The organism is Bacillus sp. FSL K6-2819 (assembly GCF_038008305.1).
Lineage (GTDB): Bacteria > Bacillota > Bacilli > Bacillales > Bacillaceae > Bacillus > Bacillus amyloliquefaciens.
In genome coordinates, this window is record NZ_JBBOYV010000001.1 from 1,324,596 (window position 1) to 1,350,656 (window position 26,061).

Sequence of the window (26,061 nt, forward strand, 5' to 3'; positions counted from 1 at the left end):
ACGTTATGAATTATAATAAATGGCTGGTCATTTTGTAGGCGGAGGCTTGAATATGGAAAGTCAAAACGGAGAGCACCGTAACGGCGAGTATGGATCTGATATTGTTCCATTGCCCGTTTCCGAGTTCTTTGAAGCAGCCTCTGAGCTTGTCCGTCTGCTGTTCAACGAGCTCCTGCAGGCTCGTTTCCTTCATCGGCGGGTTGCCCTTATGATGGAGATAATCAATCACCTGAGCGCAGCTCTCATAGTAGCTGATCGGGCTGATGACGTCATCTGTTCTGTCGGTGATCGTGTTAAATGCGATCTTCAGTATGCCGCGTATATGTTCGAAGTCATAAATTGATTTTAAATCACGTACAATGAGAAGGATGACAGCTTGTTCAATTGTATATTTTTTTCCGAGTAAGGGGTGGCCGATCAAATCTTTAATATCGCGTTTCACCCAGTTTTGGACGGCGGTTGATTTTAAAGACGTCAGCTCGCACAGATTTCCCAGTTCGACAATCTCGTTTGTTGAAAGTCCGTATTCTTTTTTCTCTTTTTTTCGCTCGAATCTCGTCAGAAATTCAGGGATATGCAGCCGGTTTTCCGCTTCATCCAATGTCATATCCGCAGATTGCAATAAGATTTGGAGAGGGGTTGCGTCTCCTTGGCCCTTTAACGCGTAAAGAAGCCGGACCATATCAGTTCGGGTCAGTTTAAACGTGTTCATTGTTCACCTCTGATTGATTACGTGTTCACTTTCTTGTATCACTGAGAATTACATTAACATCATACGTCGAAATTGTTGCATTTTCAAACAGATCATTTATAATTTAATTAAATAAGTTCTTTTGATCTTAAAAAAGACGGAGGTAATTATGGCGAAAAGAATATTTCTGTTTATTTTAACAAACCTTTTGGTCATTACGACAATCGGAATTGTGCTTACGATTATTACAAGCGTCACCGGTGTCGGCTCGTATATACAAAATGGCCGCGTCGATCTGACGGCATTGCTCGTGTTCAGTCTTGTCGTCGGTTTTGTCGGTTCTTTTATTTCTCTCGGAATGTCCAGATGGATGGCCAAAACGATGATGGGTGTCCGGGTGTTAAATCCGAAGAAACAGTCACTCAGCTTTGAAGAGCAGCAATTGGTTGACCGGGTGCACAGACTGGCCCGTACTGCAGGGATGACGAAAATGCCTGAAGTCGGTATTTATCATTCCCCTGAGGTCAATGCCTTTGCGACCGGGCCTTCTAAGCGCCGCTCACTTGTCGCGGTTTCCTCAGGTTTATTGCAGCAGATGGATGATGCTGCGGTGGAAGGGGTTCTTGCCCATGAAGTCGCACACATTACAAACGGTGACATGGTCACGATGACGCTGCTGCAGGGAATCGTCAATACGTTCGTCGTCTTCCTTTCCCGTATCGCGGCATGGATTGCAAGCCGCTTTGTCAAAGAAGACCTCGCGCCGGTCGTGCATTTTATCGCGATGATCGTGTTTCAGATTATTTTTTCCATTCTCGGCAGTCTTGTCGTCTTCGCATACTCGCGTCACAGAGAGTTCCACGCTGACCGCGGCGGTGCCGACCTTGCCGGCAAGGATAAAATGATTCACGCCCTGCGTACGCTGAAGTCTTACACAGGACACGTGAATGAAGAGGATCAGACGGCGGTGCAGACGTTAAAAATCAATGGCAAAAAGCATTCGTCACTGTTCTCTACACACCCTGATCTGGATGAACGCATCCGCAGGCTTGAAGCCAAATAATCAACAAAACCTCTGACATTGGTTCAGAGGTTTTTTGATTAAAGATCGGCAAATTACATAAGGTAAATAAAAAATCTTTCTAAAAAGACCTTTAAAAATTCTCCCAATATCATTAGAATAATTACGTACTACAATGAGAGGCAAAAGGAATTATCTTATGAAATTAATGCTGAAGAAATTCATACAGATCTTGTCGCCTGCACAGCTGATTGCATTATATTATTTTCTTGCTGTGACGGTGGCAGTTATATTGTTAAGTCTGCCGGCAGCCCACAAACAAGGGGCCAGCTGGTCGTTTATAGACGCGCTGTTTACAGCTGTCAGCTCAGTCAGTGTAACGGGTTTAACGGTGGTCAACACGGCTGATACATTCAGCACGACCGGGATTGTCATTTTGGCATTCGTGCTGCAATTCGGCGGAATCGGCATCATGACGCTCGGAACATTCGTCTGGCTGATTATGCGCAAACGGATCGGTCTGCGGGAACGGAAGCTCATTATGGTGGATCAGAATCAATCGCAGTTTTCCGGAATCGTCAACTTGATGAAGCAAGTCCTGTTTTTGATTTTATTAATCGAGTTTTTGGGCGGCATCATTTTAGGAACATATTTTTTAACGTATTACCATTCGTTTGAACAAGCTTACTTGCACGGATTCTTTGCGAGTGTCAGCGCCACGACAAACGGCGGTTTTGATATTACGGGAAATTCACTCGTTCCGTTCAGGCATGACTATTTCGTGCAGTTTATTACGATGCTTCTGATTATTTTCGGTGCGATCGGGTTTCCGGTGCTCGTAGAAGTTAAGGACTTTTTGTTTTCAAAACAGCGCAGATACTCATTTACGCTGTTTACGAAAATTACGACCGTTACGTTCGGAATGCTCGTTTTGTTCGGGGCCGTCGGAATTTACGCGCTTGAAGCAAGCCATGCCATGAAGGGAAAAAGCTGGCATGATGTTTTGTTTTTATGTCTCTTTCAATCAACCGCTACAAGAAGCGGCGGGCTTGCGACAATTGATATCAGTCAGCTGTCGGCGCCGACACTATTTTTCATGTGCGCCCTTATGTTCATCGGCGCATCGCCGAGCTCAGTCGGCGGCGGAATCCGCACCACGACATTTGCGCTTAACCTTCTTGCTCTGTTTCATTTTGCCCGGGGGAATAAAGCGGTCAAGGTCTTTAAACGCGAGCTTCATCAGGCTGATGTCATGAAATCGCTGGTCGTTACGATGATGGCGATTCTGCTTGTGTTCGGATCGACGCTGATTCTGGCTGTGACGGAGAAGAATCAGACGCTGCTCGGACTGCTTTTTGAAGTTTGCTCCGCTTTCGGAACGACCGGGCTTTCGCTTGGGATTACCCCGCATTTAAGCGATATCGGAAAATGCGTGATCATGATCGTCATGTTTATCGGCCGGATCGGCATTCTGACTTTCCTTTATTTAATCGGCCGAAAGGAAATCGAAGCGAATTATCACTATCCGAAGGAAAGAATTATAATCGGCTGACACCGCTTTTTTAAAAGCGGTGTATTTTATTTCCGGAAAATGGATGTGTGGCAGCAGTTTTTTTGGAGATTCTATTTGTAAAGAGGTGACGTCATTGTTTGCCGTATTCTGGAAATCTGTGATTATGATAGCGGTCGGTACCTTTTTATTGCGAATTGCCGGGCGGAAATCGATCAGCCAGCTGTCGGTGACCCAGACAGTCATCATGATTTCCATCGGCTCAATTATTATTCAGCCGTTTATTGAACATAGTTTATGGGAAACCATTTTCGCGGCTGCGATTTTTATTGCAGTACTGATCCTGATGGAATATTTAGAAATCAAATCAAACTTTTTTGAGGTTTTATTTTCAGGAAAAACCATCGCCGTTGTCAGAGACGGAAAAATCATACCGGAAAATTTAAAAAAGATGCGTTTCACCGAGGCGCAGCTGTCAATGCGGATCAGGCAGGAAGGCCTCGGGGATATACAAGATTTTAAATATGTGTTGCTTGAGCCGAACGGACAGATCGGCTATGAGCTTATTGATGATGCCAAAAACGTGACAGTGCGCGACCTGAAAAAAATGCTTGATGAATTCAAAACAGATTTGCTGACAGAAGGAGGAAATCAAATGAAACGCAAAGCAGCGAAGAATGAAGCTTTGACCAATAACAATACACCGACTGAGAGCATGGACAAAGATGCATACAAAACGCAATATGACGGTGATCCCGGACTGAGAGGCGCAAACCGCAAATCAAAACACGGCAAACAAGGAGGCGAATAACATGACGAAAAAAAATCGCCACAGTAGAGACATGCAAAACCATAAAAAGCCGATGGACCCTGAATTGCTTGAAGAAGAATTTTCAAGCGAGCTTGGTGATTATAACGCCGGAAAACTGATTGAAACGCTTGAACAGACGAAACCCAAGAAGAAAGAAGACAGCAAAAAATAAAAAATACCTCTTAGGCGATATCGCTTAAGAGGTATTTTTTATTATTTCGAATAAACACCGTTTCTTGTTCCTTTCACCGCTTCAAGCCAGCCGGTTATCCGCAGTTCAATAAACGGCTGTGCGGCCGTTTTCACCGCATTGCTGGAGAGAATGGAAGTAAGAGCGGCCGTTAAAATCAAGAGCATGACTAAATTCTGGTAATCAGACAGGTGATCTTCAAGCCCGATCTGGCGCAGCGTTTTTATGATGAATCCATGCAGCAGATACACGTAAAACGTCCTCGTACCCCACTTCGTAAAGAAATAACGCTTTTGCGGAACGAGCGCCAAAAAGCTGAATGTGGCGGCAAAGGCCAATACATACCAGCCGATGCGCGACAGACCGCTCAACAGCGTCACTGTGCCGAATGTGGAATAAGGCTCCGACCCGAACAGCCACGAGTAATCAAAATCAATGCACCAGCATAAGAGGAAAACAATCCCGAGTACGCCGGCGGCAATCTGCCTGCCTCTTTTGGCACGCAGTAAATCAAAGTGCTGTTTTTTCAAATAGAACCCGACGAGAAACATCGGAAGAAAGACAAACGTTCGTGAGAGACTCAGCGTGCTGCTGATGAAATCCAGATACCCGATCATAACGGCAAGCCCGCAGCTCGCTCCAAGCGCCCACATTTTTGGCAGCTTCGTAAAAGGGTACAGCAGCAGATTCCAAAAGAATAAGCTGACTAAAAACCAGAGAGACCACTGCGGATCAATCGGATTGACGCTTGTCATGCTTTCATCCTGAATCAAGTAGTAAAAAACCGAGTAGATGCCCTGAAAAATCAGGTACGGAATAATCAGCTTCACAGCCAGCTTTTTCACATAACCTTTCCGCTTAAAGTTTTTAGCGAAATAGCCGGAAACCAGGATAAAGGCCGGCATATGAAAAGTATAAATGAATTTGTAGAGATGAAGCATAAACTCATTTCCGTTAATAAAAGACCGGAGAATGTGGCCGAACACCACCAGAAAAATCAAGATAAACTTGGCGTTGTCAAAGTAACTGTCTCGCGATTTTGTCATAGCATCACCTTCTTTTCAAAAAATCATCCACTGCATGATTATTTCCTGATGATGTTCATTTTAAAATAAAAAACAAAAAATTGAAGGAGGACAAAAGGGATTGTTAGGATGATGTAATGGGGAGGTAAGGATCGTAGAAAAAGACTTTAACTTGTCATATCATTGAAATTTTCTGAAATGTATAGGGCGAATGAAGGAAGATGAGGTATTTTGTAGAAATATTGAAGGATAGGTTTTTGAAGAAGGAGTGTACTGAATGGCTGAAACTCTGGATTTGCAAACAAAGGAGTCGCTGAAAGAGCAGCTGAAGCGGATGAAGGAGGAAAATGACCGCCTGAAGAGTGATTTGCATCGGTATCATGTGATTATGAATAACACGCTTGATGCCATTTTTATATGCCATAAGGAAATGAAAATCGTCCAGGCGAACGAGGCTGCCGCCCGGATGATGCAGATTGAGGCAGAGAGCCTCATAAACCGCTCCGTCCTGGACTTTTTATATTCTGTGCCTCAGGAAGAACTGAATAAGGCCGTGAAAAAATTTTTGAAAAAGGGCCATCTGTGGAAAGAGGTGCCGATTAAGCTTGACAGCGGCGCGACGAAATACATTGAATTCCTCGCCAAAGACGGAATTGGGGAGGATTATTTTTTTGTGGTGATGAGGGATATCTCCTCTAAAAAAATACTAGAGCGTGAATTTTCCATGAAAGAGCAGCTGTTTAAAGATCTGTTTGACAGAGCTGTCGATGGCATCGTCCTGTTTGACAAGGACGGCGGGTTTATTGATGCGAACCTCTCTTTTTGCAAAAGCTTTGAGATCGGTCAGAATGAACTGTCCCATCTGTCGCTCCGCCATTTTACAGAAGGAGAAAACAACAAGCACCTGAAAGAAATCTGGGACACCCTCGGCAAAAAAGGAAAAGCTAAAGGAGAGCTGCCGGTCAAGCTCCGGTCCGGCGAGGAGAAGCTGTTTGAATTTACGATTACGTCCAACTTGATCAGCGGGTTTTACATGTCCATTATGAGGGACATAACGGAGAAACGGTCGATGGAATTGAAACTCTTTAAAAGCGAAGAGCGTTTCCGCGAAATCTTTGAAAACGCTATGGACGCGATTGTCATTTGGTCTGATGACGGAAGGATTGCCAAAGCAAACGAGTCGGCGTGCCGTATTTTTGAACTGCCGATGGATAAGCTGGTGGAACGGAATTTATGTTCGTTTATCGTTGATCCGCAGAAAAAATACAAACAGATTAAGAAAAAATATGAAAAATACGGGGAAATCCGTGAAGAGATGCTGTTTCAGATGGCAAACGGCCAATATAAAGAGCTTGAATTCACATCAAAACGAACCATACTTGAAGGTCAGCATTTAACCATTTTAAGAAATGTCAGCGATCGAAAGCGGATGGAAAAAGAATTGAGGGAAAGCGAGCTGAAATTCAGAAAAGTATTCAACGGCTCAATGGACGGCAAAGTCTTGTTTGACAACCAATTCCGCATTATTGACGCAAACCCTCTCGCAAGCCGTATCCTCGGCATGCCGGATGAGGAGCTGAGAGCGTACACCGTTCCGGATATTCTTTCATTATTTGATATTGAAAACGCGGGTGTGCCCGCCAGAAAGATTGATTTAGAAGGAATGGATAATGAAATCCCCTTCCTGTTAAGCAGCAGTGACAGCCGCAAACTGGAATTCTCCTTCAAAAGGAATATCATTCAAAATATGAATCTGGCCATTTTTAAAGATGTCACCGAGGCCAAAGAGCTTGAGGAGCGGCTGCGGAAATCAGACACTCTTCACGTCGTAGGTGAGCTTGCGGCCGGCATCGCCCACGAAATCAGAAATCCGATGACGGCGCTGAAAGGGTTCATTCAGCTTTTGCAAGGAAGCATTGAAGGAGAACATTCCCTGTACTTTAACGTCATTACCTCAGAATTAAAACGCATCGAGTCTATCATCACTGAATTTTTAATTTTAGCGAAACCTCAGGCGATATTATATGAAGAAAAAGACGTGACGCAGATTATGAAAGACACGGCCGATCTCTTGAATGCCCAAGCCAATCTTGTCAATGTGCAGATCCATTTGAACCTGACCGGAAACATCCCGCCGATTTACTGTGAGCCGAATCAATTAAAACAGGTGTTTATCAATATTTTAAAAAACGCCATTGAAGTCATGCCGGGCGGCGGCAATATCTACGTGACCATTCAGCCTTCTGATAAAGACCATATTCTGATTTCTCTTCAAGATGAAGGAACAGGCATGTCCGAAGACAAATTAAAACGTCTTGGCGAACCATTTTACACGACAAAAGACAGGGGAACGGGGCTCGGTCTGATGGTCAGCTATAAAATCATCGAAGAGCACCAGGGCCGCATTCATGTGGAGAGTGAAGAAGGGAAGGGCACCGTCTTTCATTTGACGCTTCCGATCCGGCAGAATACTGAAGAAAGAAGGAGCGGCGAATGATCTGTTTTACAAGTGTGAAGGCACCTTTTGGAACCGTCATCATAACAGAGGAAGAGGGCTTTATTACCGGCCTGTTTCTCAACGGGGAAGATTTTGAGAAATGGCGGAAAGATACGCCCGGCGTGAAATCGTGTGAAACCGCTTTGCTATCTGAGGCGAAACAGCAGCTGACCTCTTATTTTTCCGGAGAAAGAAGGCATTTCTCTCTGCCTCTGAGACAAAAAGGGACAGCTTTTCAGGAAAAGGTATGGAACGCGCTGACGGTGATTCCATACGGCGAATCCCGGAGCTACGGTGATATAGCCGAAATGATCGGCAAACCGAAAGCGGTGCGCGCCATCGGACAAGCCAATAAACGCAACAGGCTGCCGATTTTGATTCCGTGCCATCGGGTAATCGGCAAAAACAGCGCCTTAACGGGTTACGCGGGCACCCAGACGGATGTAAAAGCGGTGCTGCTGAACATCGAACAAATATCCTATAAAGAAAAATAAAGCATATGGCACGTTCCGTTTTTTCACGTCCGACATATCATTTTATTAAGTGAAAAAAGTTGGTCTTACGAAAAAGGAGGACGAAGCCTGATGAGAGTGAGCCGTCCGCAAAAGATAGCCGGCTATGCAGAGCTGTTTTTTAAAATGCATCTGATTTCAGCCGCCCAAAAAGATGAAGTGATTACATTATGCAGACAAAAAAACCGCTGACATTGCCTGAGGCAATATCATCAGCGGTTTTTCAGCTCAGCTGGCAGTCTGCAAATAATTGTTCAATTTCTTCCGTGTAAGAATCAGTCACGATGCCTTTCTCGGTTATAATGCCTGAAATCAGGCTGCTCGGTGTAATATCGAAGGCAGGATTGAAGACCGGCACATCTTCAGGAGCGGTGCGTATGCCGGAGATCTGTCTGACTTCATCCGGATCTCTTTCTTCAATAGGAATCTGATCGCCGTTTTCAATCTGTAAGTCAAAAGACGAAAGCGGTGCGGCCACAAAAAACGGAATTTGAAAGGCGTTTGCCAAAATAGCGAGGCCATACGTTCCGATCTTGTTGGCCGTATCCCCGTTTTTAGCAATTCTGTCAGCGCCGACAATGACCGCTGAAATGTGCTTTTCCTTCATTGTGTGGGCGGCCATGCTGTCAGTAATGAGCGTGACATCAATCCCGCCCTGCATCAGCTCCCACGCCGTCAGCCGGGACCCCTGGAGAACGGGCCTTGTTTCACAAGCGTAAATATGAAGACCGAGGTCTTTTTGTTTCGCTAAGTAAAAGGGGGCAAGCGCCGTACCGTACCTGCTTGTGGCAATTGAACCTGCATTGCAGATAGTCATGATCTTATCGCCTTTTTTAAAAAGTTGCAGAGCATTTTGGCCGATCATCCGGCATGTTTCTTCATCCTCAATCTGAATCTGAATGGCTTCATGAACGAGCGTTGTCTTCGCTTCATTGATTGAGGTCGCATCTCTGATGGAGTCCGTCAGTCTGTCAAGCGCCCACGCGAGGTTGACGGCAGTCGGTCTCGAGCTGTTTAAATACGCTTTGACATCCGCGAGCTGACGGCGGAAATCAGAAAGATCGCGGACTTCAAACGATTTGGCAGAGAGCGCGAGTCCGAACGCCGCCGTTATACCGATGGCCGGAGCGCCCCTTACTTTCAGTGTGATAATCGCGTCGAATACATCTTCCTTTGTTTCAAGATCCACATATTCAGTAACGTCAGGGAGCTTTTGCTGATTTAAAATGCGGATGTATGTTTCTTTCCATTCCACAGAACGGGGGATGGCAAATTCATTGGTCATGCTGCATCATTCCTTTACACGGAGCTTAAATTGTTCCAGAACCTCAGTGATATCCTTCAGTTCTTTTCTGTTTTCGATATAACAGGCGCCGATTTCAAGCGCCAGCTTTTTCCGTTCAATTCGTTTGTCAAACGGAGTGAGTTCATCTAAGTCAGCTACATGGGCGAGTCCGATCGTGCGCCGAATCAATTCGCATCCCGCAAAACCGACCGCTTCCTCAAACGTGTTTTTCAGTGTATCTTCCAGCAGATGTCTGCAGGAAGGCAAGCTGTCTTTCTCCCAAGCTTCACTGAATGTTTTCACAAATGTGTCCCATACGGCGGCAGTATGGTCATATAACGGCTGTCTGTCGTCACCGTCCCGGCTGAGGGCGTTTAACAGCAGGTTGGCGATAAATTGGCCGATGTCAAAGCCGATCGGTCCGAAGAAAGCAAATTCGGGATCAATGACTTTTGTTTCATGTTCATCAGCGAAGATGCTTCCCGTGTGCAGATCGCCGTGAATCAATGTTTCCGCTGAATTCAGAAAGATGGCTTTCAATTCATCGGCGCCTTCTTTCAGCCGGGAATTGTTCCAAATTTTTTCTGCGTATGGGCGCAGCTCCTCTTCGAAATCATTTGTTTCATGATCGAGAAACGGTTCTGTAAACACAAGTCTTTCTGTGATATTGCAAAGCTCAGGATTTGTAAACTGCTTTGCGAGCTGCTGCTTTACTTTCGCATCAAGCGCATAAGCGGATGAGTAAAACAGCGTTTTTCCTAAAAATTCACCGATATGGGCCGATAAGTTCGGATAATGTTTTCCTTCCAGCAGCCCTTTTCTTGAGATCTTTAAATGCGAGAGGTCTTCCATTACCGTGACGGCCATTTCAGTATCGGAATAGTAAACGGCCGGAACGAGGTGCGGCACATGCTCGCCCTGGCGGATGAGGGCGCTGCTTTCGATTCTCGCCCGATCGATCGTAAGCGGCCAGCTTTCACCGACGACTTTGGCGTAAGGAATCGCCTGCTTGATAATCAGTCCCTTTTTGTTTTCTTTATCGTACACATGAAAGACGTAATTCAAATTGCCGTCGCCGATTTCACGGCATGTCAGGGTGCTTTTGCTTTGGAACAAGCCGAGCTTCACGGCTAGCGCGGCGGCGGAGCTTTCTGTTAATTGTTCATAAAGACTTGTTTTAGTTGCAGACATGGATTTACCCTCCTATTATGTAGTGGCTGTAAGAGATCGTGACGGAGAATACGCCCGAAAAAAAGCCTCCTTCTCTGAAAGAGAAGGAGGCTGAAACAGTGCAGTCCGCCTCTTATCTCTCAGATAACATCTGATGGAATTAGCACCGTGCCTTATGAGACAATGTCTCGGCGCAAAATGTACGCGCCCCATTTCACAATGGAATTACGGTCGGTTGCTGTTGGGGTCAAAAGGCCGATTCCCTCGCCCAACTCTCGATAAGAGAAAAATATATTGATTTGTATCACAATTCGGATTAATCAGTTGATGAAAATATTAGCAGGTGCGGAATATTCTTGTCAACGTTTTTTTGAAAATTAATATAAATCACGCCGCAAATCTTGGAAAACCGGTATGGTGCCGCGCACGGCCTCACTTTCTGAAACATCGATTTCCGCTGGGACTGCGCCTTCCGTCCGGTCTCCTTCGGCCAAAATCCGGCCCCATGGGTCAATTATCAGGCTATGGCCGGCAAATTCATTATCGGGATTGGATCCCGTGCAGTTGCAGGCGGCGACAAAACATTGGTTTTCAATTGCTCTGGCGATAAGCAGGCTTCGCCAATGATCGAGGCGGGGCAACGGCCATTCCGCAGAGATAAAGAGTACATTTGCTCCCTTGGACGTATGCTTTCTGATCCATTCGGGGAAACGGATATCATAGCAGATCAGCCCGGCACACTTGACACCGTCAAGCTCAAAGGAACCGTCGCTGTTTCCTGCTGACAGATATAGATGTTCATCCATCAGCTGAAACAGATGGGCTTTCTGATACTGCTTCACGATCTGTCCGCTGTTATCGGCGATGTACATGGTGTTATAGACATTTTCTCCTTCTTTGACCGCGACAGATCCGGCAACGAGGTGTACATTGTATCTTTTGGCCGTTTTTTTAAGCCATTGTACCGAGGTTTCGCCGTTTTCATCCGCCAGCTGGTCAAGCCGTGTGAGGTCATAGCCGGTCGTCCATAACTCAGGAAGCACGATGACATCAGCGCGGCGGCTTTCTTGCTCAATCAAAGATTCTGCTTTTTTGAAGTTTTCTGAAGGATTTCCGTATGAAATATCAAATTGCAAACAAGAAACGGTCCATTTCATTTTTTCAACACCCCAAGTTTCTCTTTACTTTTTTTATTTAACCATATATGATGATGGACTATCATTTCAAGAAATTTTTAGAAGGTGAAAATATGAACTTTGAAATCTCTGATGTACTCAAACAGCTGCCGGAACAATTTTTCGCATCATTGGTGCAAAAAGTGAATCAAAAGCTGAAAGAAGGCAAAGACGTCATCAATTTGGGACAGGGGAACCCCGATCAACCGACGCCTCAGCATATCGTTGAGGAAATGAAGCGCGCCGTCGAAAGGCCGGAAAATCATAAATACTCATCCTTCCGGGGCGCTTACAGCTTCAAAAAAGCAGCCGCTGAATTTTATGAAAGGGAGTACGGGGTTACGCTTGATCCGGAAACGGAAGTGGCCGTGCTGTTCGGAGGCAAGGCGGGACTTGTAGAGCTTCCGCAATGTCTTTTGAACCCGGGAGATACAATTCTTGTGCCTGATCCCGGATATCCTGATTACTGGTCGGGTGTCGCCCTTGCGAAAGCGAAAATGGAAATGATGCCGCTGACGGAAGATAGAGGGTTTCTCCCTGATTACAGCGCAATTCCTGAAAAGGTGCAGAATGAGGCGAAGCTGCTGTATCTCAATTATCCGAATAATCCGACCGGTGCTGTGGCGACAGAGGCGTTTTTTGAGGAAACGGTCAGCTTTGCAAAACAAAACGGCATTTGTGTCGTACATGATTTCGCATACGGAGCAGTCGGCTACGACGGGCATAAACCGCTGAGCTTTTTGCAGACGGAAGGTGCAAAAGAGACAGGAATTGAAATCTATACCTTGTCAAAAACTTATAACATGGCGGGCTGGCGTGTCGGATTTGCCGCCGGAAACGCGTCTGTTATCGAAGCGATCAACCTTTATCAGGATCATATGTTTGTCAGCCTGTTTCCCGCCGCGCAGCAGGCGGCGGCAGCAGCTCTTTTAGCTGATCAGGCGTGCGTCGCAGCGCAAAATGACAGATATGAGTCGAGACGAAATGCATGGATTGCAGCATGCCGCGATATCGGCTGGGATGTCACGGCTCCCGCGGGCTCTTTTTTTGCATGGCTCCCGGTGCCGGACGGTTATACATCACAGTCGTTTTCAGATCTGCTGCTGGAAAAAGCAAATGTCGCGGTCGCAGCCGGAAACGGGTTCGGAAAATGGGGGGAGGGCTATATCAGAGTCGGTCTTCTGACAAGTGAAGAAAGACTTAAAGAGGCTGCGGAACGGATCGGGAAACTCAATCTTTTCACCCGAAAAAGCATTGACATATCAAAATAACAATGCGATAATTCAAAATACTTTATAAAATCATTATTCTTATCAAGAGCAGGCAGAGGGACGAGCCCGATGAAGCCCGGCAACCGACTGTTAAAGCACGGTGCTAATTCTTGCAGCAGGAGCTGAGAGATAAGATTCGGACATAACACGAAGCCTCTTTCTGCTCATACGGAAGAGGTTTTTTTATGTTTTTCGAAAGAAAGAGAGGCGTTCACGCATGAGCGAAGTATTGGCAACATATCTTCTGACGGACACAACAGACAGTGAAAAGCGGGCGGAACAGATTGCAGCGGGGCTGACGGTAGGTTCCTGGACAGATCTGCCCCTTGTGAAGCAGGAACAGCTCAGAAAGCATAAAGGCCGGGTCGTAAAAGTTGAGGAGAAAGAAGGAACCCCGGAAAACGAAAAACAGGCCGTCATCACCATCGCCTATCCTGAGGCGAACTTCTCAAGAGACATACCCGCCGTCCTGACGACTGTATTCGGAAAGCTGTCACTGGACGGAAAAATAAAATTGACTGATCTTGAGTTTTCCGAAGGGTTTAAACGCTCTCTTCCCGGGCCGAAGTTCGGCATATACGGCATCCGCAAACTGCTGGGCGAATTTGAAAGACCGCTTTTGATGAGCATATTTAAAGGGGTGATCGGACGGGATCTCCGTGACATTAAAGAACAGCTCAGACAGCAGGCGCTCGGCGGCGTGGATCTTATTAAAGACGACGAAATTTTCTTTGAAAATGAGCTGGCTCCGTTTGAAACCCGCATTATTGAAGGAAAACAAGTCCTGAAGGAAACCCGGGAGGAGACGGGGCATAAAACGCTGTATGCCGTGAACCTGACGGGGAGAACTGCTGAATTGCGGGATAAAGCGAGACGCGCGGCGGAGCTCGGGGCGGACGCCCTCTTGCTGAATGTGTTCGCCTACGGTTTGGATGTGATGCAAAGCCTTGCGGAAGACGGTGAAATCCCGCTTCCGATTATGGCGCATCCGGCAGTCAGCGGCGCATTCACATCATCTCCCGTTTACGGTTTATCGCATGCGCTTTTGCTCGGCAAGCTGAACCGCTATTGCGGCGCTGATTTCAGTTTATTTCCGTCACCTTACGGATCTGTTGCACTGCCGAAGGAGTCGGCGCTTGCGATTCACGATGAATGTGTAAAAGACGATGTCTTTCATCCCTCGTTTGCCGTCCCGTCAGCAGGCATTCATCCCGGCATGGTGCCGTTTTTGATGCGTGATTTCGGCATTGATCACATCATAAATGCGGGCGGAGGCGTTCACGGCCATCCGAACGGAGCAGAGGGCGGCGGCAAAGCGTTCCGCGCTATCATTGATGCGGTGCTTGAAGCCCAGCCGATTGAAGAAAAAGCCGCGTCGTGCAAAGATCTTCAGCTCGCATTAGACAAATGGGGAAGGGTGGAAGCCGTATGACCCGCACACCGCTGATTATTTGTGATTTCGACGGAACGGTTACCATGAACGACAACATTGTCAGTATGATGAAAGAATTCGCGCCTCCTGAGTGGCTTGAATTAAAAGACGGTGTTCTGTCTAAAAGCCTATCAATTCAGGAAGGAGTCGGCCGGATGTTCGGGCTGCTGCCGAGTAGCTTAAAAGAAGAGCTGACTGATTTTATCCTGAAGGATGCGAAATTAAGGGACGGCTTTTTGGATTTTGTCTCGTTTGTCCGGTCAAACGATCTCCCGTTTTATATCGTAAGCGGGGGAATGGACTTTTTTGTGCATCCGCTTTTGGAAGGCATCGTAGAAAAGGAGCGGATTTTCTGTAATCATGCATCCTTTGACAATGAATATATTCATATCAATTGGCCGCACGCCTGTGACGGCGGCTGCACGAATCAATGCGGCTGCTGCAAACCGTCAGTGATCCGAAAGCTGTCCGATCAGCAGAATTTTCTCATTATGATCGGTGATTCGGTCACGGACCTCGAGGCTGCAAAATTATCCGATATGTGCTTTGCAAGGGATTATCTTTTGACTGAATGCGAAGAACTCGGTCTTCGGCATCTGCCTTTTCAAGATTTTCATGAGGTGAAAACAGGCATCGAAAACATCGGGGAGGTGCAGGCATGGCTGCAAAAGAAGAACGCTGGCGCGAACTTGCCGAGGTAAAGCGCGAGCTGGCTGAAAGAGACTGGTTTCCGGCAACGAGCGGAAATCTTTCCATTAAAGTATCCGACGGGCCGCTGACTTTTCTCGTTACGGCAAGCGGCAAAGACAAACGAAAAGAAACAGACGAAGATTTTCTCTTAGTCGATGAGAACGGGAGGCCCGCTGAGACCGGCCATTCCTTAAAACCCTCGGCAGAAACGCTTCTCCATACTTACTTATACAAAAAGACAGACGCGGGCTGCTGTCTGCATGTCCATACCGTTAATAATAATGTCATTTCAGAGCTCTACGGAGATGAAAAACAAATCACCTTTCAGGGGCAGGAGATTATTAAGGCGCTCGGATTGTGGGAGGAAAACGCGTCGGTGACCGTTCCGATCATTGACAATCCGGCGCACATCCCGGCATTGGCCGAAAGTTTCGTGCGCCATGCAGACACCGAATCAGGCGCGGTATTAATCCGCAATCACGGCATTACGGCATGGGGGCGGACCGCGTTTGAGGCGAAAAGGGTGCTGGAAGCCTATGAATTTTTATTCGGCTGTCACATCAAGCTTCTGTCACTTCGGCCGCAGCTCGTAAAATAAAAGGAGGAATGCAAAATGGCGACAATCAGAATTCATGATGAAAAGAATACGATCATTGAAAATCAGGAAGAAGTAGCGCGCTTTTTAGACGAACAACAGGTAATCTATGAGCAGTGGGACATTGAAAAACTTCCGCCTGAGCTTTCGGAGAAATATGATGTAACCGAAGCTGAAAAAGATCGGATTCTCGCGGCATTTGACAAGGAGATTCAGGATATTTCAGCCCGGCGCGGCTATCAGTCTCAGGATGTCATTTCTTTATCAGACTCAACGCCGAATCTAGATGAATTATTGAAAAATTTCCAAAGAGAACATCACCACACGGATGATGAAGTCCGCTTTATTGTCAGCGGGCATGGCATCTTCGTCATTCAAGGCAAAGACGGCACTTTTTTTGACGTCCGTTTAAATCCGGGGGATTTGATTTCGGTTCCGGAGAACATCCGCCACTACTTTACGCTTCAGGAAGACCGCAGGGTCGTCGCAATCCGAATCTTCGTGACGACTGAAGGCTGGGTGCCGATTTACGAAAATGAAAGTGTGCAAAACTGATAGACTTGCGAACCTCTCATGCAGCCAGCGGCATGAGAGGTTTTTTATTATAATATAAAATCAGCTGTCTCTGTTTTTTGTGCGTTGAAATATGCCGTATTCTGTTTATATCATTACCTGAATGGGTATTATTCTCGTAATCATGCTAAAGATTCCAATATGAAATGAAAAATTAAGTTATTTAGTAAAAAAATGTTTACAAATAAAGTATAATCTGTAATAATGCTCAATAACCCAATCAAACTTGTTTCCTATTCTTTTAGCGGTGAGGGGTGAAGTGAATGGGCAGTTATTCTGAACAAGAAAAATTGCTTGTATCTATTGATGAAAAGAGAAAAATGATGATAGATGCGGCTAACAGGCAGGGGTTTACAGGGTATGACACGATCAGGCACAGCCAGGAACTGGACTGTCTGATGAACGCATATCAGCAGCTGATAAACCGTGAACGCACACATCACCAAGGAATACAGGGCCTTGTGAAGAAAATAGGCTTGTTCTCCCGCGGTGATATCATGCCTGCATATGAAGCAAACAAATGATTAATGATAAACAGATAACGAAGACTGAATGCGCTTCCTGATCAAGCGTCGCATCCGAAAGATGACCGCGTACAGTCAGCGGGTTTTTCCGCCGGCACAGCTCACGAAGCGCCTCGTATCTATCTGCCGGCTATGATGCCGTTCCCCGGTATATCCTCTTACACATATTCTTCTTTATCTAAAAAACACCCTGTTACAGGGTGTTTTTTCATCGTGAAGCGGCAGGGAGGGTAATGGTGACCTCTGTGCCTTTATCGACTTCGCTTTGAATGTCAATCGAACCGCCGTACATCAGCACGATTCGTTTACACACGACAAGGCCGAGACCGGTTCCTTTTTCCTTTGACGTTACAAACGGAAGAAAAATGTGCTCAAGCATATCTTCAGAAATACCCATTCCGTTGTCAGCAACCTTAATGACTGCTTTATGGTCGCGGGCTTCTAAATAGATGGACAGCCGGCCGCCTTCCTGCATTGACTCAAGCGCGTTTTTCGCGACATTTAAGATGACCTGTTTAATATGGTCTTTCGTGCAATTGACCTTGAGCGGCCGATTGACGAGAATCTCCACATTTACTTCCACATTATAAAGGTTCCCTTCCGAATAAATAATCGGCATAATCTCATCAAGGATATCCTGCAGCGAGTTCACTTCCAGTCGTTCCGCGGTCGGTTTGCCGAGCACTAAAAACTCACTGACAATCTGATTAATCCGTTTAATTTCCTGCTCAATAATTGAGAAATACAGCTGATCTTCCTCTGTTTTATATTTTTTCTGCAAAAGCTGAATGAAGCCGCTGATCCCTGTAAGCGGGTTGCGGATTTCATGGGCGGTGCTTGCGGCAAGCGTTCCGATCAGCTCCAATTTCTGCGCCTCGTTTTGAGCGCGCTCCAGCTGGGTCTTGCGCTTAAGCAGATAATATTGAACGAGGATGAACAGAATATTCAGCAGCACGGCGATACTGGACATCGGCAGCAGCACGCTTTTGGTCAGCTCGTTCAGCTCAACCGGTTTCGGAAAAACATTGATATTCCAGTTAATATCATCCAGATAGCCGCTGACCGGCTGCACGCCTTCTGATTGATCAGCGCGTCCGCTGGCAAATATCACTTTATCCTGATGGGTTGCCTTGACATAAACGTCAGGGCTCAGCATATTGATCATATTTCTCAAATAATCGACTTGTATGGCGGCCACTAAATAATCGGTGACCTCCCGGTTTGCATCTAACACGGGCACGCAGATCGTAAAGATGCGCTGGCCTGTAATTCTGCTGGGGTAGTCATTTGTGATGACCGTTTTCTTCGTCTTTCTTGCCTTCGTAAAATACGGTCTGTCGGCCAAATTCACCTTTGATTTCAGATCGGTCGTGCTTGCGATGACGTCACCTTTGGCATTCAGCATATACAGTCCGCTGAATCTGGGTTCATCCTCAAAAGCCTGATCGAGAATTTCATTTATCTTTTCTTCATTGACAGGCTTATCGACAGCGATCGCAAGTGTTGTCATCCGGGCTTTTGTTTCACCGATTAAATAATTGAGCTTGTTGCGGTGAAGGTTGAGCATCATACTGGCTTCCTGTATGTGTTTATCGGCTATTTTCTGTTTTTCTTTTTCATAAATGAAAAAGCTGATAATAAGTGCCGGGATGATCACCAATATGAGATAAAGCTTGATCTTTCCCCGGGCACCTTTGAATGTATTCACTCTGCATCGCTCCAACATTACACTTGAATAGAGGTATTATATCATTGTTTATACTTCTTTAATAAGAAAAAATAACCAAAATGATATAAAAACAAATTATTTTATTAAGGTTTGTCAAAAAGAAGAGAAATTTTGGAAACATTTTTGTTGACATTTTTCATTTTGTTTATTAATGTTTCTCTGTAACGGTTTCTTTTGCAAAAGGATGATTGAATGTATGACGGATAAAACAGAAAACTCATTGAAATTATTTATTGTACTGTCGCGGGCGTACCGGTCCATTAACGACCATATGAATAAACATATTCATAAGCACGGCCTGAACCCGACGGAATTTGCTGTGCTGGAGCTGCTGTATCACAAAGGCAATCAGCCGCTGCAGCAGATCGGCGACAAAATTTTATTAGCGAGCGGAAGTATTACATACGTTGTTGACAAATTAGAGAAAAAAGAACTTCTCATCAGAAAAGCTTCACCGACTGACAGAAGAGTGACTTTCGCACAGATTTCTGAAAAGGGAATCCGTCTTTTGGACGATATTTTCCCTGATCATGCAGACGAGATTAAAGAAATGATCAGTGTGCTGAGTGATGAAGAGATAGAATTGTGTACGGAAATGCTGAAAAGAGTGGGATTAAACGCTAAACATTTTCATCAGAAATAAAAAAGGAAGCCTTTTGAAAGGCTTCCTTTTTTATATTACTGATTTTCGTCAGTGGCGGCGTTTCTCGGCTGTATCAATACTTCGACGCGCCTGTTTTTGCTGCGCCCTTCTGCGGTTTTGTTCGACGCAGCTGGTTTATACTCGCCGAACCCTTTGGCGCTGAATACTTTTGCGTCAAGTTTAGGGTTTTCCGTGAGAATAGCCATGAAGTTGACGGCCCGCATGACGCTTAAATGCCAGTTTGATTGAAATTGTGAGTTTTTAATCGGCACATTGTCGGTATGCCCGCTGATGATAATGTTCCTTGGCGGATTCAGCACAAGGAGATTCGAGATTTCCTTTGCAAGCGGGATATCTTCCTGGCGGATAACTGCCTGTCCCGAGTCAAAAAAGATACTGTCTTTAATGGTAATTAAGAGGCCTTCTTTTGTCAGCTTTGTTTCCAGCTGATGTTCAAGCTTTTTGTTTTTTATAAATTGATTGACTTGCTTTTGCACACCTTCAAGCTCTTGGCGGTCGGCTGCTTCTCTTTCTTTCTTTTTCTGTTCTTTATCTTTTTCTTTTTCTTTTTCCTTGTCCTTGTCTTTTTTTAACTGATCAATGCCGTCTTTTTCGTTTTCGGGAGGGGTGACGCTTGAATATTCAAGGACACCCGTGCCTCCTGTAAAAACGGCGTTAAATGATTTAGACAGCATTTGGAATTTTGCCGCGTCGACCGAGCTCATGGCGAACAATACAATGAACAGAGCCAAAAGAAGGGTGAGAAGGTCCGCGTACGGGATCAGCCAAGACTCATCCACATGCTCGTCATCATGCTTCTTCTTCTTTTTTCTCGCCATTGTTTGCCTCTCCTTCTTGTTCAATGACTTTTGCGCGTTCATTCGCAGGAAGATACATGAGAAGTTTTTGTTCGATCACTTTCGGGGCCTGTCCTTCAAGCACTGACAGAACGCCTTCAATCATGATTTCACGCAGTTTGACTTCCTGTTTTGATTTGCGTTTCAGTTTGTTGGCAAAGGGATGCCATAGTACATATCCGGTAAAAATCCCGAGAAGGGTGGCGACAAACGCCGCACTGATGGCATGTCCGAGCGCCTCGGTATTGTTCATGTTGGAAAGGGCCGCAATGAGGCCGATAACCGCACCCAAAACGCCGAGCGTCGGCGCATATGTGCCGGCTTGGGTAAAGATAGCTGCACCGGCCTGGTGTCTGTCCTCCATCGCTTCAACTTCCTCAGTCATAATATCTCTGATAAATTCTGCGCTTTGTCCGTCAACCGCCATGCTCAGGCCGTTTTTCAAAAACGCGTCATCCACGTCTTCGATGCTTGCTTCCAATGCGAGCAGCCCTTCACGTCTTGCGATTTGCGCCCATTGAGAGAACATAGGAATTAATTGCGCAATGGTCAGCTGTTTGTTTTCTTTGAACAGCACTTTAAAAAGGGCAGGCACTTTTTTGATTTCTTTTCCGGGGAATGCGATGATCACCGCAGAAATCGTACCGAACAAAATAATCAGAATAGCTGCCGGGTTAGCGAGTGCGCTTAAGCTGACCCCTTTCAGCACCATGCCCACGCTTAAAGCAATCAAGGCGAGGATGATACCGATAATCGATGTTTTATCCATAGTTTTCACCAAATCCTTTATACTAGCTTTCTATGGTTAATATCGGTGGCAGTGCATGGAACTTTAGAGTGATTGAGAAATTGTTCCCGAATTCTTCACAGTTTCTGCCCTTTTGGCAGAGTAAAAGAAACAAAAAAGCGGCTCCACGACAGGGAACCGCTTTTTTTTATTGTGCACGGACTTTGATGTCATCCTCTTCCATTACAACATGGAAGGCTTTTATTTCATTGTCATCCAATAAGAGGTCTGTCATTTCGTCCTCGATCAATTCTTGGATCGTTCTTCTGAGCGGGCGTGCACCGAAAGCAGGGTGGTAGCCGATTTCAGCGATTTTTTCTTTCGCATCGTCTGTGACGCAGAGACTGATGCCGCGCTCTTTTAATGTGTCTTCAAGTTCTGCGAGAAGCAGACTGACGATTTTTACGAGATGTTCTTTTTTCAGAGATTGGAATTCAATGATGCTGTCAAACCGGTTTAAAAATTCAGGTTTAAAGAACGAGCTCAGTGAATCAATCAGCGTTTGTTCTTCCATAACGCTTTCTTCAGATTGGAACCCGACTTTCGTCTGTTTTTCGCCGGTTCCCGCATTGCTTGTCATGATCAAAACGGTATCTTTAAAGCTGACCGTTCTGCCCTGGCTGTCTGTCAGACGTCCGTCCTCCATAATCTGCAGGAACATATGCTGGACGTCAGGGTGCGCTTTTTCAATCTCATCAAGGAGCACGATGCTGTACGGATTGCGCCGTACTTTTTCCGTTAATTGACCGGCTTCATCGTGTCCGACATATCCCGGCGGTGAACCGATAATTTTTGAAACGGCGTGTTTTTCCATGTATTCACTCATATCGAGCCGAATGATGGAATCTTTTGTGCCGAAAAGTTCATCCGCGAGTGTTTTTGATAACTCGGTTTTTCCGACCCCGGTCGGTCCGACAAAGAGGAAGGAGCCGACAGGTCTGTTTTTGGATTTTAAGCCGGCGCGGCTTCGTCTTACCGCTTTCGCCACTTTTTTCACGGCTTTTTCCTGACCGATGACGCGCTGATGAAGGCGTTCTTCAAGTTCTTTCATTTTGACTTGTTCATCAGCCTGCAGTTTTCCGACCGGAATGCCTGTTTTCTGTTCAATGATGGCTTGAATATGCTCCGCCCCGATTTCTGAAGAAGAGACCGGTGATTCTTGTGCCAGCTGCTTTTCCAATGCCACTTCTTCATCACGCAGTTTCGCGGCAAGCTCATAATTTTCTTCCTGAAGCGCTTTTGTTTTCTCCGCGTCAATTGCTTTGAGTCGCTCAGCCGCTTCTTCTTCATTTACGGTATCAAGCTCCAGATTTGCTTTGGAGCCGGCTTCATCTAACAAGTCGATCGCTTTATCCGGCAGGTGGCGGTCCTGAATGTAGCGGGAAGAAAGCGTAACACACGCCTTGATCGCTTCATCGCTGAATGTGACGCTGTGGTATTTCTCATATTTATCTTTAATGCCTTCAAGAATGCTGATGGCTTGTTCTATAGAAGGCTCGTGAACCATGACAGGCTGGAAGCGTCTTTCAAGCGCCGCATCTTTTTCAATCTGGCGGTACTCTTTCAATGTCGTCGCCCCGATGACCTGCAGTTCGCCTCTGGCAAGCGCAGGTTTCAGGATGTTCCCGGCATCCATTGATCCCTCGGCAGAGCCGGCGCCTACAAGAAGGTGAATCTCATCAATGAACAAAATGACGTTTTTCCGCTCTTTTAATTCGTTCATTAATTGTTTCATTCTTTCTTCAAACTGGCCTCTGATTCCTGTATTGGCGACGAGGGAAGCGACATCAAGCAGATAAAGCTCTTTGTTTTTCAATTTATTCGGCACATCGCCTTCAGCGATTTTAAGCGCTAAGCCTTCTGCAATAGCCGTTTTACCGACACCCGGTTCACCGATAAGCACCGGATTGTTTTTATTCCGGCGGTTCAAAATTTCAATGACGCGCGCCACTTCTTCATCGCGGCCGATCACAGGATCAATCAGACCTGCTTTTGCGCCGTTTGTGACGTTTTGGGCGAGCTCGTCGAGCAGGCCTTTTTTACGGCCGGCCTGCTGTTTATGTTGATCCGGAGCGAAACCTTGCTCAAACGGGAATCCGAAAGATTGCGGTCCCATGCTCATAGACGGTTTTCGGGTTAATTCTGTATAACATGTTTCACATAAAACGAATTGTTTTTGAATGGAATTGACTTGCATGTTCAGGCGAATCGTCGCCTCGTTTTTCTGACAATGTTGACAACGCATTTGCCAAAACCTCCTTGAAATGTTTGATCATCTTTGACCAAATGGATTAGAAAATAAGGTCTTAACTTTGACCTTCTTTGATTAATAGTATACTCTGACCTTCTTTGACTTTCAAGTGTTTTGTTTTAAACCCCGAAAAATCAAAGTTTACAGCGTGTTAAGTGTTATTTGTGATGTTTGATTATTATTGACCAATATGATCAGAAAGGAAATGAAATGCTTTGACCTTTCTTGATGAAGAGTATACGCCGGCGCTTTTTTTCTTTCAATATTTTTGCTTAGAAGAGAGCTGAATCTGTTTTTTCCCGGGGAGGACGATTTGTTCTTCTTTTCAGGCGACTTGTCTCATAAGCATATAAAAAGGCCTGGACAAATTTGCGCTTAGCCGGAGGGTGAAATGGGACAAACAAAAGGTTCTGCAAGTCAGCTTGCATTCGTATACGTAGGAACGGTTGTAGGAGCCGGTTTTGCCACGGGACGGGAAATCGTTGAATTTTTCCTCAGGTTTGGCTGGATCGGTCTGTTCGGTATCATGGTAAGCGGTCTGATGTTTATATATTTAGGCGCCAAAATCATGATCATTTCCAAACGGATTCATGCAGCATCTTACCAGGAATTGAACACGTATTTATTCGGCCGGTCTATCGGACGCGCCGTTAACATGTTTATGATGTTTATATTGCTGGGAGTGACTTCTGTCATGCTGTCCGGAGCGGGAGCGCTGTTTCATGAACAGCTTGGCTGGCCCGCACAAGCGGGAATACTTTTGACGATCGTATTGAGTTTTGCCGTCATGACAAGCGGTGTTAAAGGTGTGTTCGGCGTCAATGTATTGGTTGTGCCGCTTTTAATTTCCTTCTCTTTTATCGTTGCCGCTGATTCTTTTGTATTTACAAGCACGAGAAATGCGGAAGAATGGGTATGGCCTGACAAGTGGAATTGGCTTTTGTCAGCCGTCTCTTACGGCGCGTTAAATTTATCGCTCGCCCAAGCTGTCCTTGTGCCGCTTGCGAACGAAATGTCATCAGAGAAGGTGATCAGAAGGGGAGCTTACTTAGGCGGCGCTCTTTTGACACTGGTGCTTGCCGCGAGTTTCTTATCATTATCGGTGCTGCCGGATGTACTGGAGTTTGACATTCCGATGGCTCAAGTTGTCTATTTCTATTCACGATCGCTTCATCTCATTTATTTGATTATTATTTTCGGGGAAGTGTTTACGTCGGTCATCGGCAATTTATACGGATTGGAAAAACAATTAAACAGTTTTCTTCATATAAAAAGTACATATATTTACGGCGGCATTTTGGTGTTTGCTTTTATTGTCAGCCAAATCGGCTACGGACAGCTGATTTCCACTGTTTACCCGGTGTTTGGATATGTGAGCCTGGCCTTTATCGGCGCATTGGTTTGCAAAAAAATCCCGAGAGAAAAATAACGGATATAAGGAAAATGTCTGTATTTTTTGGGAATTCCCCTTCTTTTTTCCTGTCATTTCTGTATAATGAATTGGGAAATGATGGGGAGGAGTAAGAGATGAAAGATCGACGTGTGTTATTGGGATTTATTTTTATTTGTATCGGCATTGCGTTTTTTTTTACAGAAGGCGGGAGTTATACATATATCCGGTGGTTCGGCGTGGCCGTTTCTTTTCATTATAATGTCCGCAGGGTTCCACGCTGGATTTATTTTTGTGAAAAAAGCGCCTGAACAAGCGGGACTGCTCGTTCCCGGCGGTATGTTTCTGGTGCTGGGCTGCTTATTTTGGTTTGAGACGGCAACGGGATGGGCGTATTCAGCCATGACGTGGCCTGTTTATATTTGGGCGCCTGCTCTCGGTCTGTTTGAGCTGTGGTATTTCGGCGGGAGAAAGACAGGGGCATTGATTCCCGCTTTGATCCTGACAGCGGCGGGCGCTCTATGTTTTGCCGGTATGCTGATGACAGGGCTGTGGCCGCTTTTGATCATTGCTGCCGCGCTTGTGTTTCATGCCGCTGCCTTCATGCAGCCGAAAAAAAGAACGGGCCTTCTCATTCCGGGCGGCATTATGCTTGTGACGGGCGGTTTATTATGGTTTGAAACGCTGACGGATTGGACATACGCAAATGTGAGCTGGCCTGTCTATCTCTTTGCCGTAGCGTTCGGCCTGTTTGAGGCTTGGATGTTCGGCAGAAAGCAAAGAGGGCTTTTGGCTTCTGCGGCGGTTCTGTGTGCTATAGGGATTTTCGGCATATTCACGAATGCAAATGAAGTCATCAGCGAACGCGGCTGGCCCGCTCTCATTCTTTTGCTTGCCGCCGCTTTTCATATTCCGATTTTCGGCCCGAAACCGGTAAAAAACGCGGGGCTTCTCGTACCGGGCGGAATTTTATTGATTACGGGGCTCCTGTTTGTCTTTGAAACGGCAACAAATTGGTCCTATTCCGGTGTGACGTGGCCTGTTTACCTGCTGGCGGCGGCATTCGGTTTATTTGAGCTGTGGCTGTTCGGCGGGAAACAAAAGGCGCTGCTCATCCCGATTGCGGTGCTGACTTTGACAGCACTTTGCTTTATGATGACGTATCATCCGATCGTTCCGGTTTCTGTTTTCTGGCCTGCTTTATTTGTTCTGATCGGTATTGCGCTGATGGCGTTTCCGAAGAAGAAGCGCGGGGCTTAAACCGGCTTTTGCAGCCTGACACAGGTTTTCAGGCTGTTTTTTTATTGTCATGGGAAACAACATTATGGTATGATAGCAAAAGTGAAAAAAGAAGAAAATCCGTATCTATGCGGGAGAGGTTCTAGCTACACCCTCTATAAAAAACTAAGGACGAGCTGTATCCTTGGATACG

Annotated in this window: 23 protein-coding genes, 1 pseudogene and 3 riboswitches; of the genes and pseudogenes, 15 read left to right on the top strand and 9 right to left on the bottom strand. The window is 45.8% G+C overall.

Annotated features, from left to right (window positions below):
- Positions 1–10: 10 nt before the first annotated feature.
- A complete protein-coding gene (locus tag MHH91_RS07010; protein WP_013352020.1) occupies positions 11–712 on the bottom strand; it encodes a DUF1836 domain-containing protein in 702 nt (233 codons plus the stop codon).
- Between the two features lie 148 nt (positions 713–860).
- On the opposite strand from MHH91_RS07010, the gene htpX reads away from it, so the two are divergent.
- The 4 genes from htpX (at position 861) to MHH91_RS07030 (ending at position 4,205) form a co-directional block, all read left to right on the top strand.
- Entirely contained in the window at positions 861–1,754 is an 894-nt protein-coding gene (gene htpX, locus MHH91_RS07015) for a protease HtpX (protein ID WP_013352021.1), read from the top strand.
- 157 nt (positions 1,755–1,911) lie between these two features.
- Complete coding sequence (locus MHH91_RS07020) at positions 1,912–3,264, top strand: TrkH family potassium uptake protein (protein WP_013352022.1); 1,353 nt, start codon at positions 1,912–1,914, stop codon at positions 3,262–3,264.
- A gap of 94 nt (positions 3,265–3,358) precedes the next feature.
- Positions 3,359–4,033: a DUF421 domain-containing protein gene (locus tag MHH91_RS07025; protein ID WP_013352023.1), complete on the top strand. Its 675-nt coding sequence runs from the start codon at positions 3,359–3,361 to the stop codon at positions 4,031–4,033.
- 1 nt (position 4,034) lies between these two features.
- Positions 4,035–4,205, top strand: coding sequence for a hypothetical protein (locus tag MHH91_RS07030; RefSeq protein ID WP_013352024.1), 171 nt, complete (start codon positions 4,035–4,037; stop codon positions 4,203–4,205).
- A 41-nt stretch (positions 4,206–4,246) separates the two neighbouring features.
- On the opposite strand, the gene MHH91_RS07035 is transcribed toward MHH91_RS07030, so the two are convergent.
- Positions 4,247–5,269 (bottom strand): acyltransferase family protein, encoded by a 1,023-nt coding sequence (locus MHH91_RS07035; RefSeq protein ID WP_013352025.1) that lies wholly within the window; start codon positions 5,267–5,269, stop codon positions 4,247–4,249.
- 256 nt (positions 5,270–5,525) lie between these two features.
- On the opposite strand from MHH91_RS07035, the gene MHH91_RS07040 reads away from it, so the two are divergent.
- Both MHH91_RS07040 and MHH91_RS07045 read left to right on the top strand, forming a co-directional pair.
- Positions 5,526–7,745, top strand: coding sequence for a PAS domain-containing sensor histidine kinase (locus MHH91_RS07040; RefSeq protein ID WP_014471732.1), 2,220 nt, complete (start codon positions 5,526–5,528; stop codon positions 7,743–7,745).
- On the top strand, positions 7,742–8,239 hold the full coding sequence (locus MHH91_RS07045) for a methylated-DNA--[protein]-cysteine S-methyltransferase (protein WP_013352027.1): 498 nt from the start codon (positions 7,742–7,744) through the stop codon (positions 8,237–8,239). The genes MHH91_RS07040 and MHH91_RS07045 overlap by 4 nt, the downstream gene beginning before the upstream one ends.
- Before the next feature lie 241 nt (positions 8,240–8,480).
- Here the strand turns inward: MHH91_RS07045 and mtnA are convergent, their stop codons facing one another.
- The 3 genes from mtnA to MHH91_RS07065 form a co-directional block, all read right to left on the bottom strand.
- Positions 8,481–9,542, bottom strand: a complete 1,062-nt coding sequence (mtnA, locus tag MHH91_RS07055) for an S-methyl-5-thioribose-1-phosphate isomerase (protein WP_013352028.1) — start codon at positions 9,540–9,542, stop codon at positions 8,481–8,483.
- A 6-nt stretch (positions 9,543–9,548) separates the two neighbouring features.
- On the bottom strand, positions 9,549–10,733 hold the full coding sequence (gene mtnK, locus MHH91_RS07060; protein WP_013352029.1) for an S-methyl-5-thioribose kinase: 1,185 nt from the start codon (positions 10,731–10,733) through the stop codon (positions 9,549–9,551).
- Positions 10,734–10,842: 109 nt separating this feature from the next.
- A riboswitch (SAM riboswitch) is annotated at positions 10,843–10,997 on the bottom strand.
- Positions 10,998–11,089: 92 nt separating this feature from the next.
- The gene (locus tag MHH91_RS07065) at positions 11,090–11,869 is read right to left on the bottom strand and encodes a carbon-nitrogen family hydrolase (RefSeq protein ID WP_013352030.1); all 780 of its coding nucleotides are present in this window, start codon (positions 11,867–11,869) and stop codon (positions 11,090–11,092) included.
- A gap of 92 nt (positions 11,870–11,961) precedes the next feature.
- Here MHH91_RS07065 and MHH91_RS07070 point away from each other — a divergent pair, with 92 nt between their 5' ends.
- The 6 genes from MHH91_RS07070 to MHH91_RS07095 all read left to right on the top strand — a co-directional run bounded on the left by MHH91_RS07070 (position 11,962) and on the right by MHH91_RS07095 (position 16,972).
- Positions 11,962–13,158: a pyridoxal phosphate-dependent aminotransferase gene (locus tag MHH91_RS07070; protein WP_013352031.1), complete on the top strand. Its 1,197-nt coding sequence runs from the start codon at positions 11,962–11,964 to the stop codon at positions 13,156–13,158.
- A gap of 36 nt (positions 13,159–13,194) precedes the next feature.
- A riboswitch (SAM riboswitch) is annotated at positions 13,195–13,294 on the top strand.
- An 81-nt stretch (positions 13,295–13,375) separates the two neighbouring features.
- Complete coding sequence (mtnW, locus tag MHH91_RS07075) at positions 13,376–14,590, top strand: 2,3-diketo-5-methylthiopentyl-1-phosphate enolase (protein WP_013352032.1); 1,215 nt, start codon at positions 13,376–13,378, stop codon at positions 14,588–14,590.
- Positions 14,587–15,291, top strand: a complete 705-nt coding sequence (mtnX, locus tag MHH91_RS07080; protein WP_014470473.1) for a 2-hydroxy-3-keto-5-methylthiopentenyl-1-phosphate phosphatase — start codon at positions 14,587–14,589, stop codon at positions 15,289–15,291. The genes mtnW and mtnX overlap by 4 nt, the downstream gene beginning before the upstream one ends.
- The gene (locus MHH91_RS07085) at positions 15,249–15,878 is read left to right on the top strand and encodes a methylthioribulose 1-phosphate dehydratase (protein WP_013352033.1); all 630 of its coding nucleotides are present in this window, start codon (positions 15,249–15,251) and stop codon (positions 15,876–15,878) included. Before mtnX ends, MHH91_RS07085 begins: the two co-directional genes overlap by 43 nt.
- Positions 15,879–15,893: 15 nt before the next feature.
- The gene (locus tag MHH91_RS07090; protein WP_340977350.1) at positions 15,894–16,430 is read left to right on the top strand and encodes a 1,2-dihydroxy-3-keto-5-methylthiopentene dioxygenase; all 537 of its coding nucleotides are present in this window, start codon (positions 15,894–15,896) and stop codon (positions 16,428–16,430) included.
- Positions 16,431–16,711: 281 nt separating this feature from the next.
- Positions 16,712–16,972 (top strand): aspartyl-phosphate phosphatase Spo0E family protein, encoded by a 261-nt coding sequence (locus MHH91_RS07095; protein ID WP_013352035.1) that lies wholly within the window; start codon positions 16,712–16,714, stop codon positions 16,970–16,972.
- Positions 16,973–17,180: 208 nt separating this feature from the next.
- Here the strand turns inward: MHH91_RS07095 and MHH91_RS07100 are convergent, their stop codons facing one another.
- Entirely contained in the window at positions 17,181–18,698 is a 1,518-nt protein-coding gene (locus tag MHH91_RS07100) for an ATP-binding protein (protein WP_088612710.1), read from the bottom strand.
- A gap of 199 nt (positions 18,699–18,897) precedes the next feature.
- On the opposite strand from MHH91_RS07100, the gene MHH91_RS07105 reads away from it, so the two are divergent.
- The gene (locus MHH91_RS07105) at positions 18,898–19,344 is read left to right on the top strand and encodes a MarR family winged helix-turn-helix transcriptional regulator (RefSeq protein WP_013352037.1); all 447 of its coding nucleotides are present in this window, start codon (positions 18,898–18,900) and stop codon (positions 19,342–19,344) included.
- 35 nt (positions 19,345–19,379) lie between these two features.
- On the opposite strand, the gene motB is transcribed toward MHH91_RS07105, so the two are convergent.
- The 3 genes from motB to clpE form a co-directional block, all read right to left on the bottom strand.
- Positions 19,380–20,183 carry a flagellar motor protein MotB gene (motB, locus tag MHH91_RS07110; protein ID WP_013352038.1) on the bottom strand — a complete coding sequence of 268 codons (804 nt, stop codon included), beginning with the start codon at positions 20,181–20,183 and terminating at the stop codon, positions 19,380–19,382.
- Positions 20,155–20,970, bottom strand: coding sequence for a flagellar motor stator protein MotA (gene motA / locus MHH91_RS07115; RefSeq protein ID WP_013352039.1), 816 nt, complete (start codon positions 20,968–20,970; stop codon positions 20,155–20,157). The genes motB and motA overlap by 29 nt, the downstream gene beginning before the upstream one ends.
- Before the next feature lie 166 nt (positions 20,971–21,136).
- The gene (gene clpE, locus MHH91_RS07120) at positions 21,137–23,233 is read right to left on the bottom strand and encodes an ATP-dependent protease ATP-binding subunit ClpE (protein WP_013352040.1); all 2,097 of its coding nucleotides are present in this window, start codon (positions 23,231–23,233) and stop codon (positions 21,137–21,139) included.
- Positions 23,234–23,630: 397 nt separating this feature from the next.
- On the opposite strand from clpE, the gene MHH91_RS07125 reads away from it, so the two are divergent.
- Together MHH91_RS07125 and MHH91_RS07130 are read left to right on the top strand one after the other, a co-directional pair.
- A complete protein-coding gene (locus tag MHH91_RS07125; RefSeq protein ID WP_013352041.1) occupies positions 23,631–24,668 on the top strand; it encodes a YkvI family membrane protein in 1,038 nt (345 codons plus the stop codon).
- Positions 24,669–24,766: 98 nt separating this feature from the next.
- Positions 24,767–25,889: pseudogene (locus tag MHH91_RS07130) on the top strand (hypothetical protein).
- 109 nt (positions 25,890–25,998) lie between these two features.
- A riboswitch (PreQ1 riboswitch) is annotated at positions 25,999–26,043 on the top strand.
- The last annotated feature ends 18 nt before the right edge of the window (positions 26,044–26,061 follow it).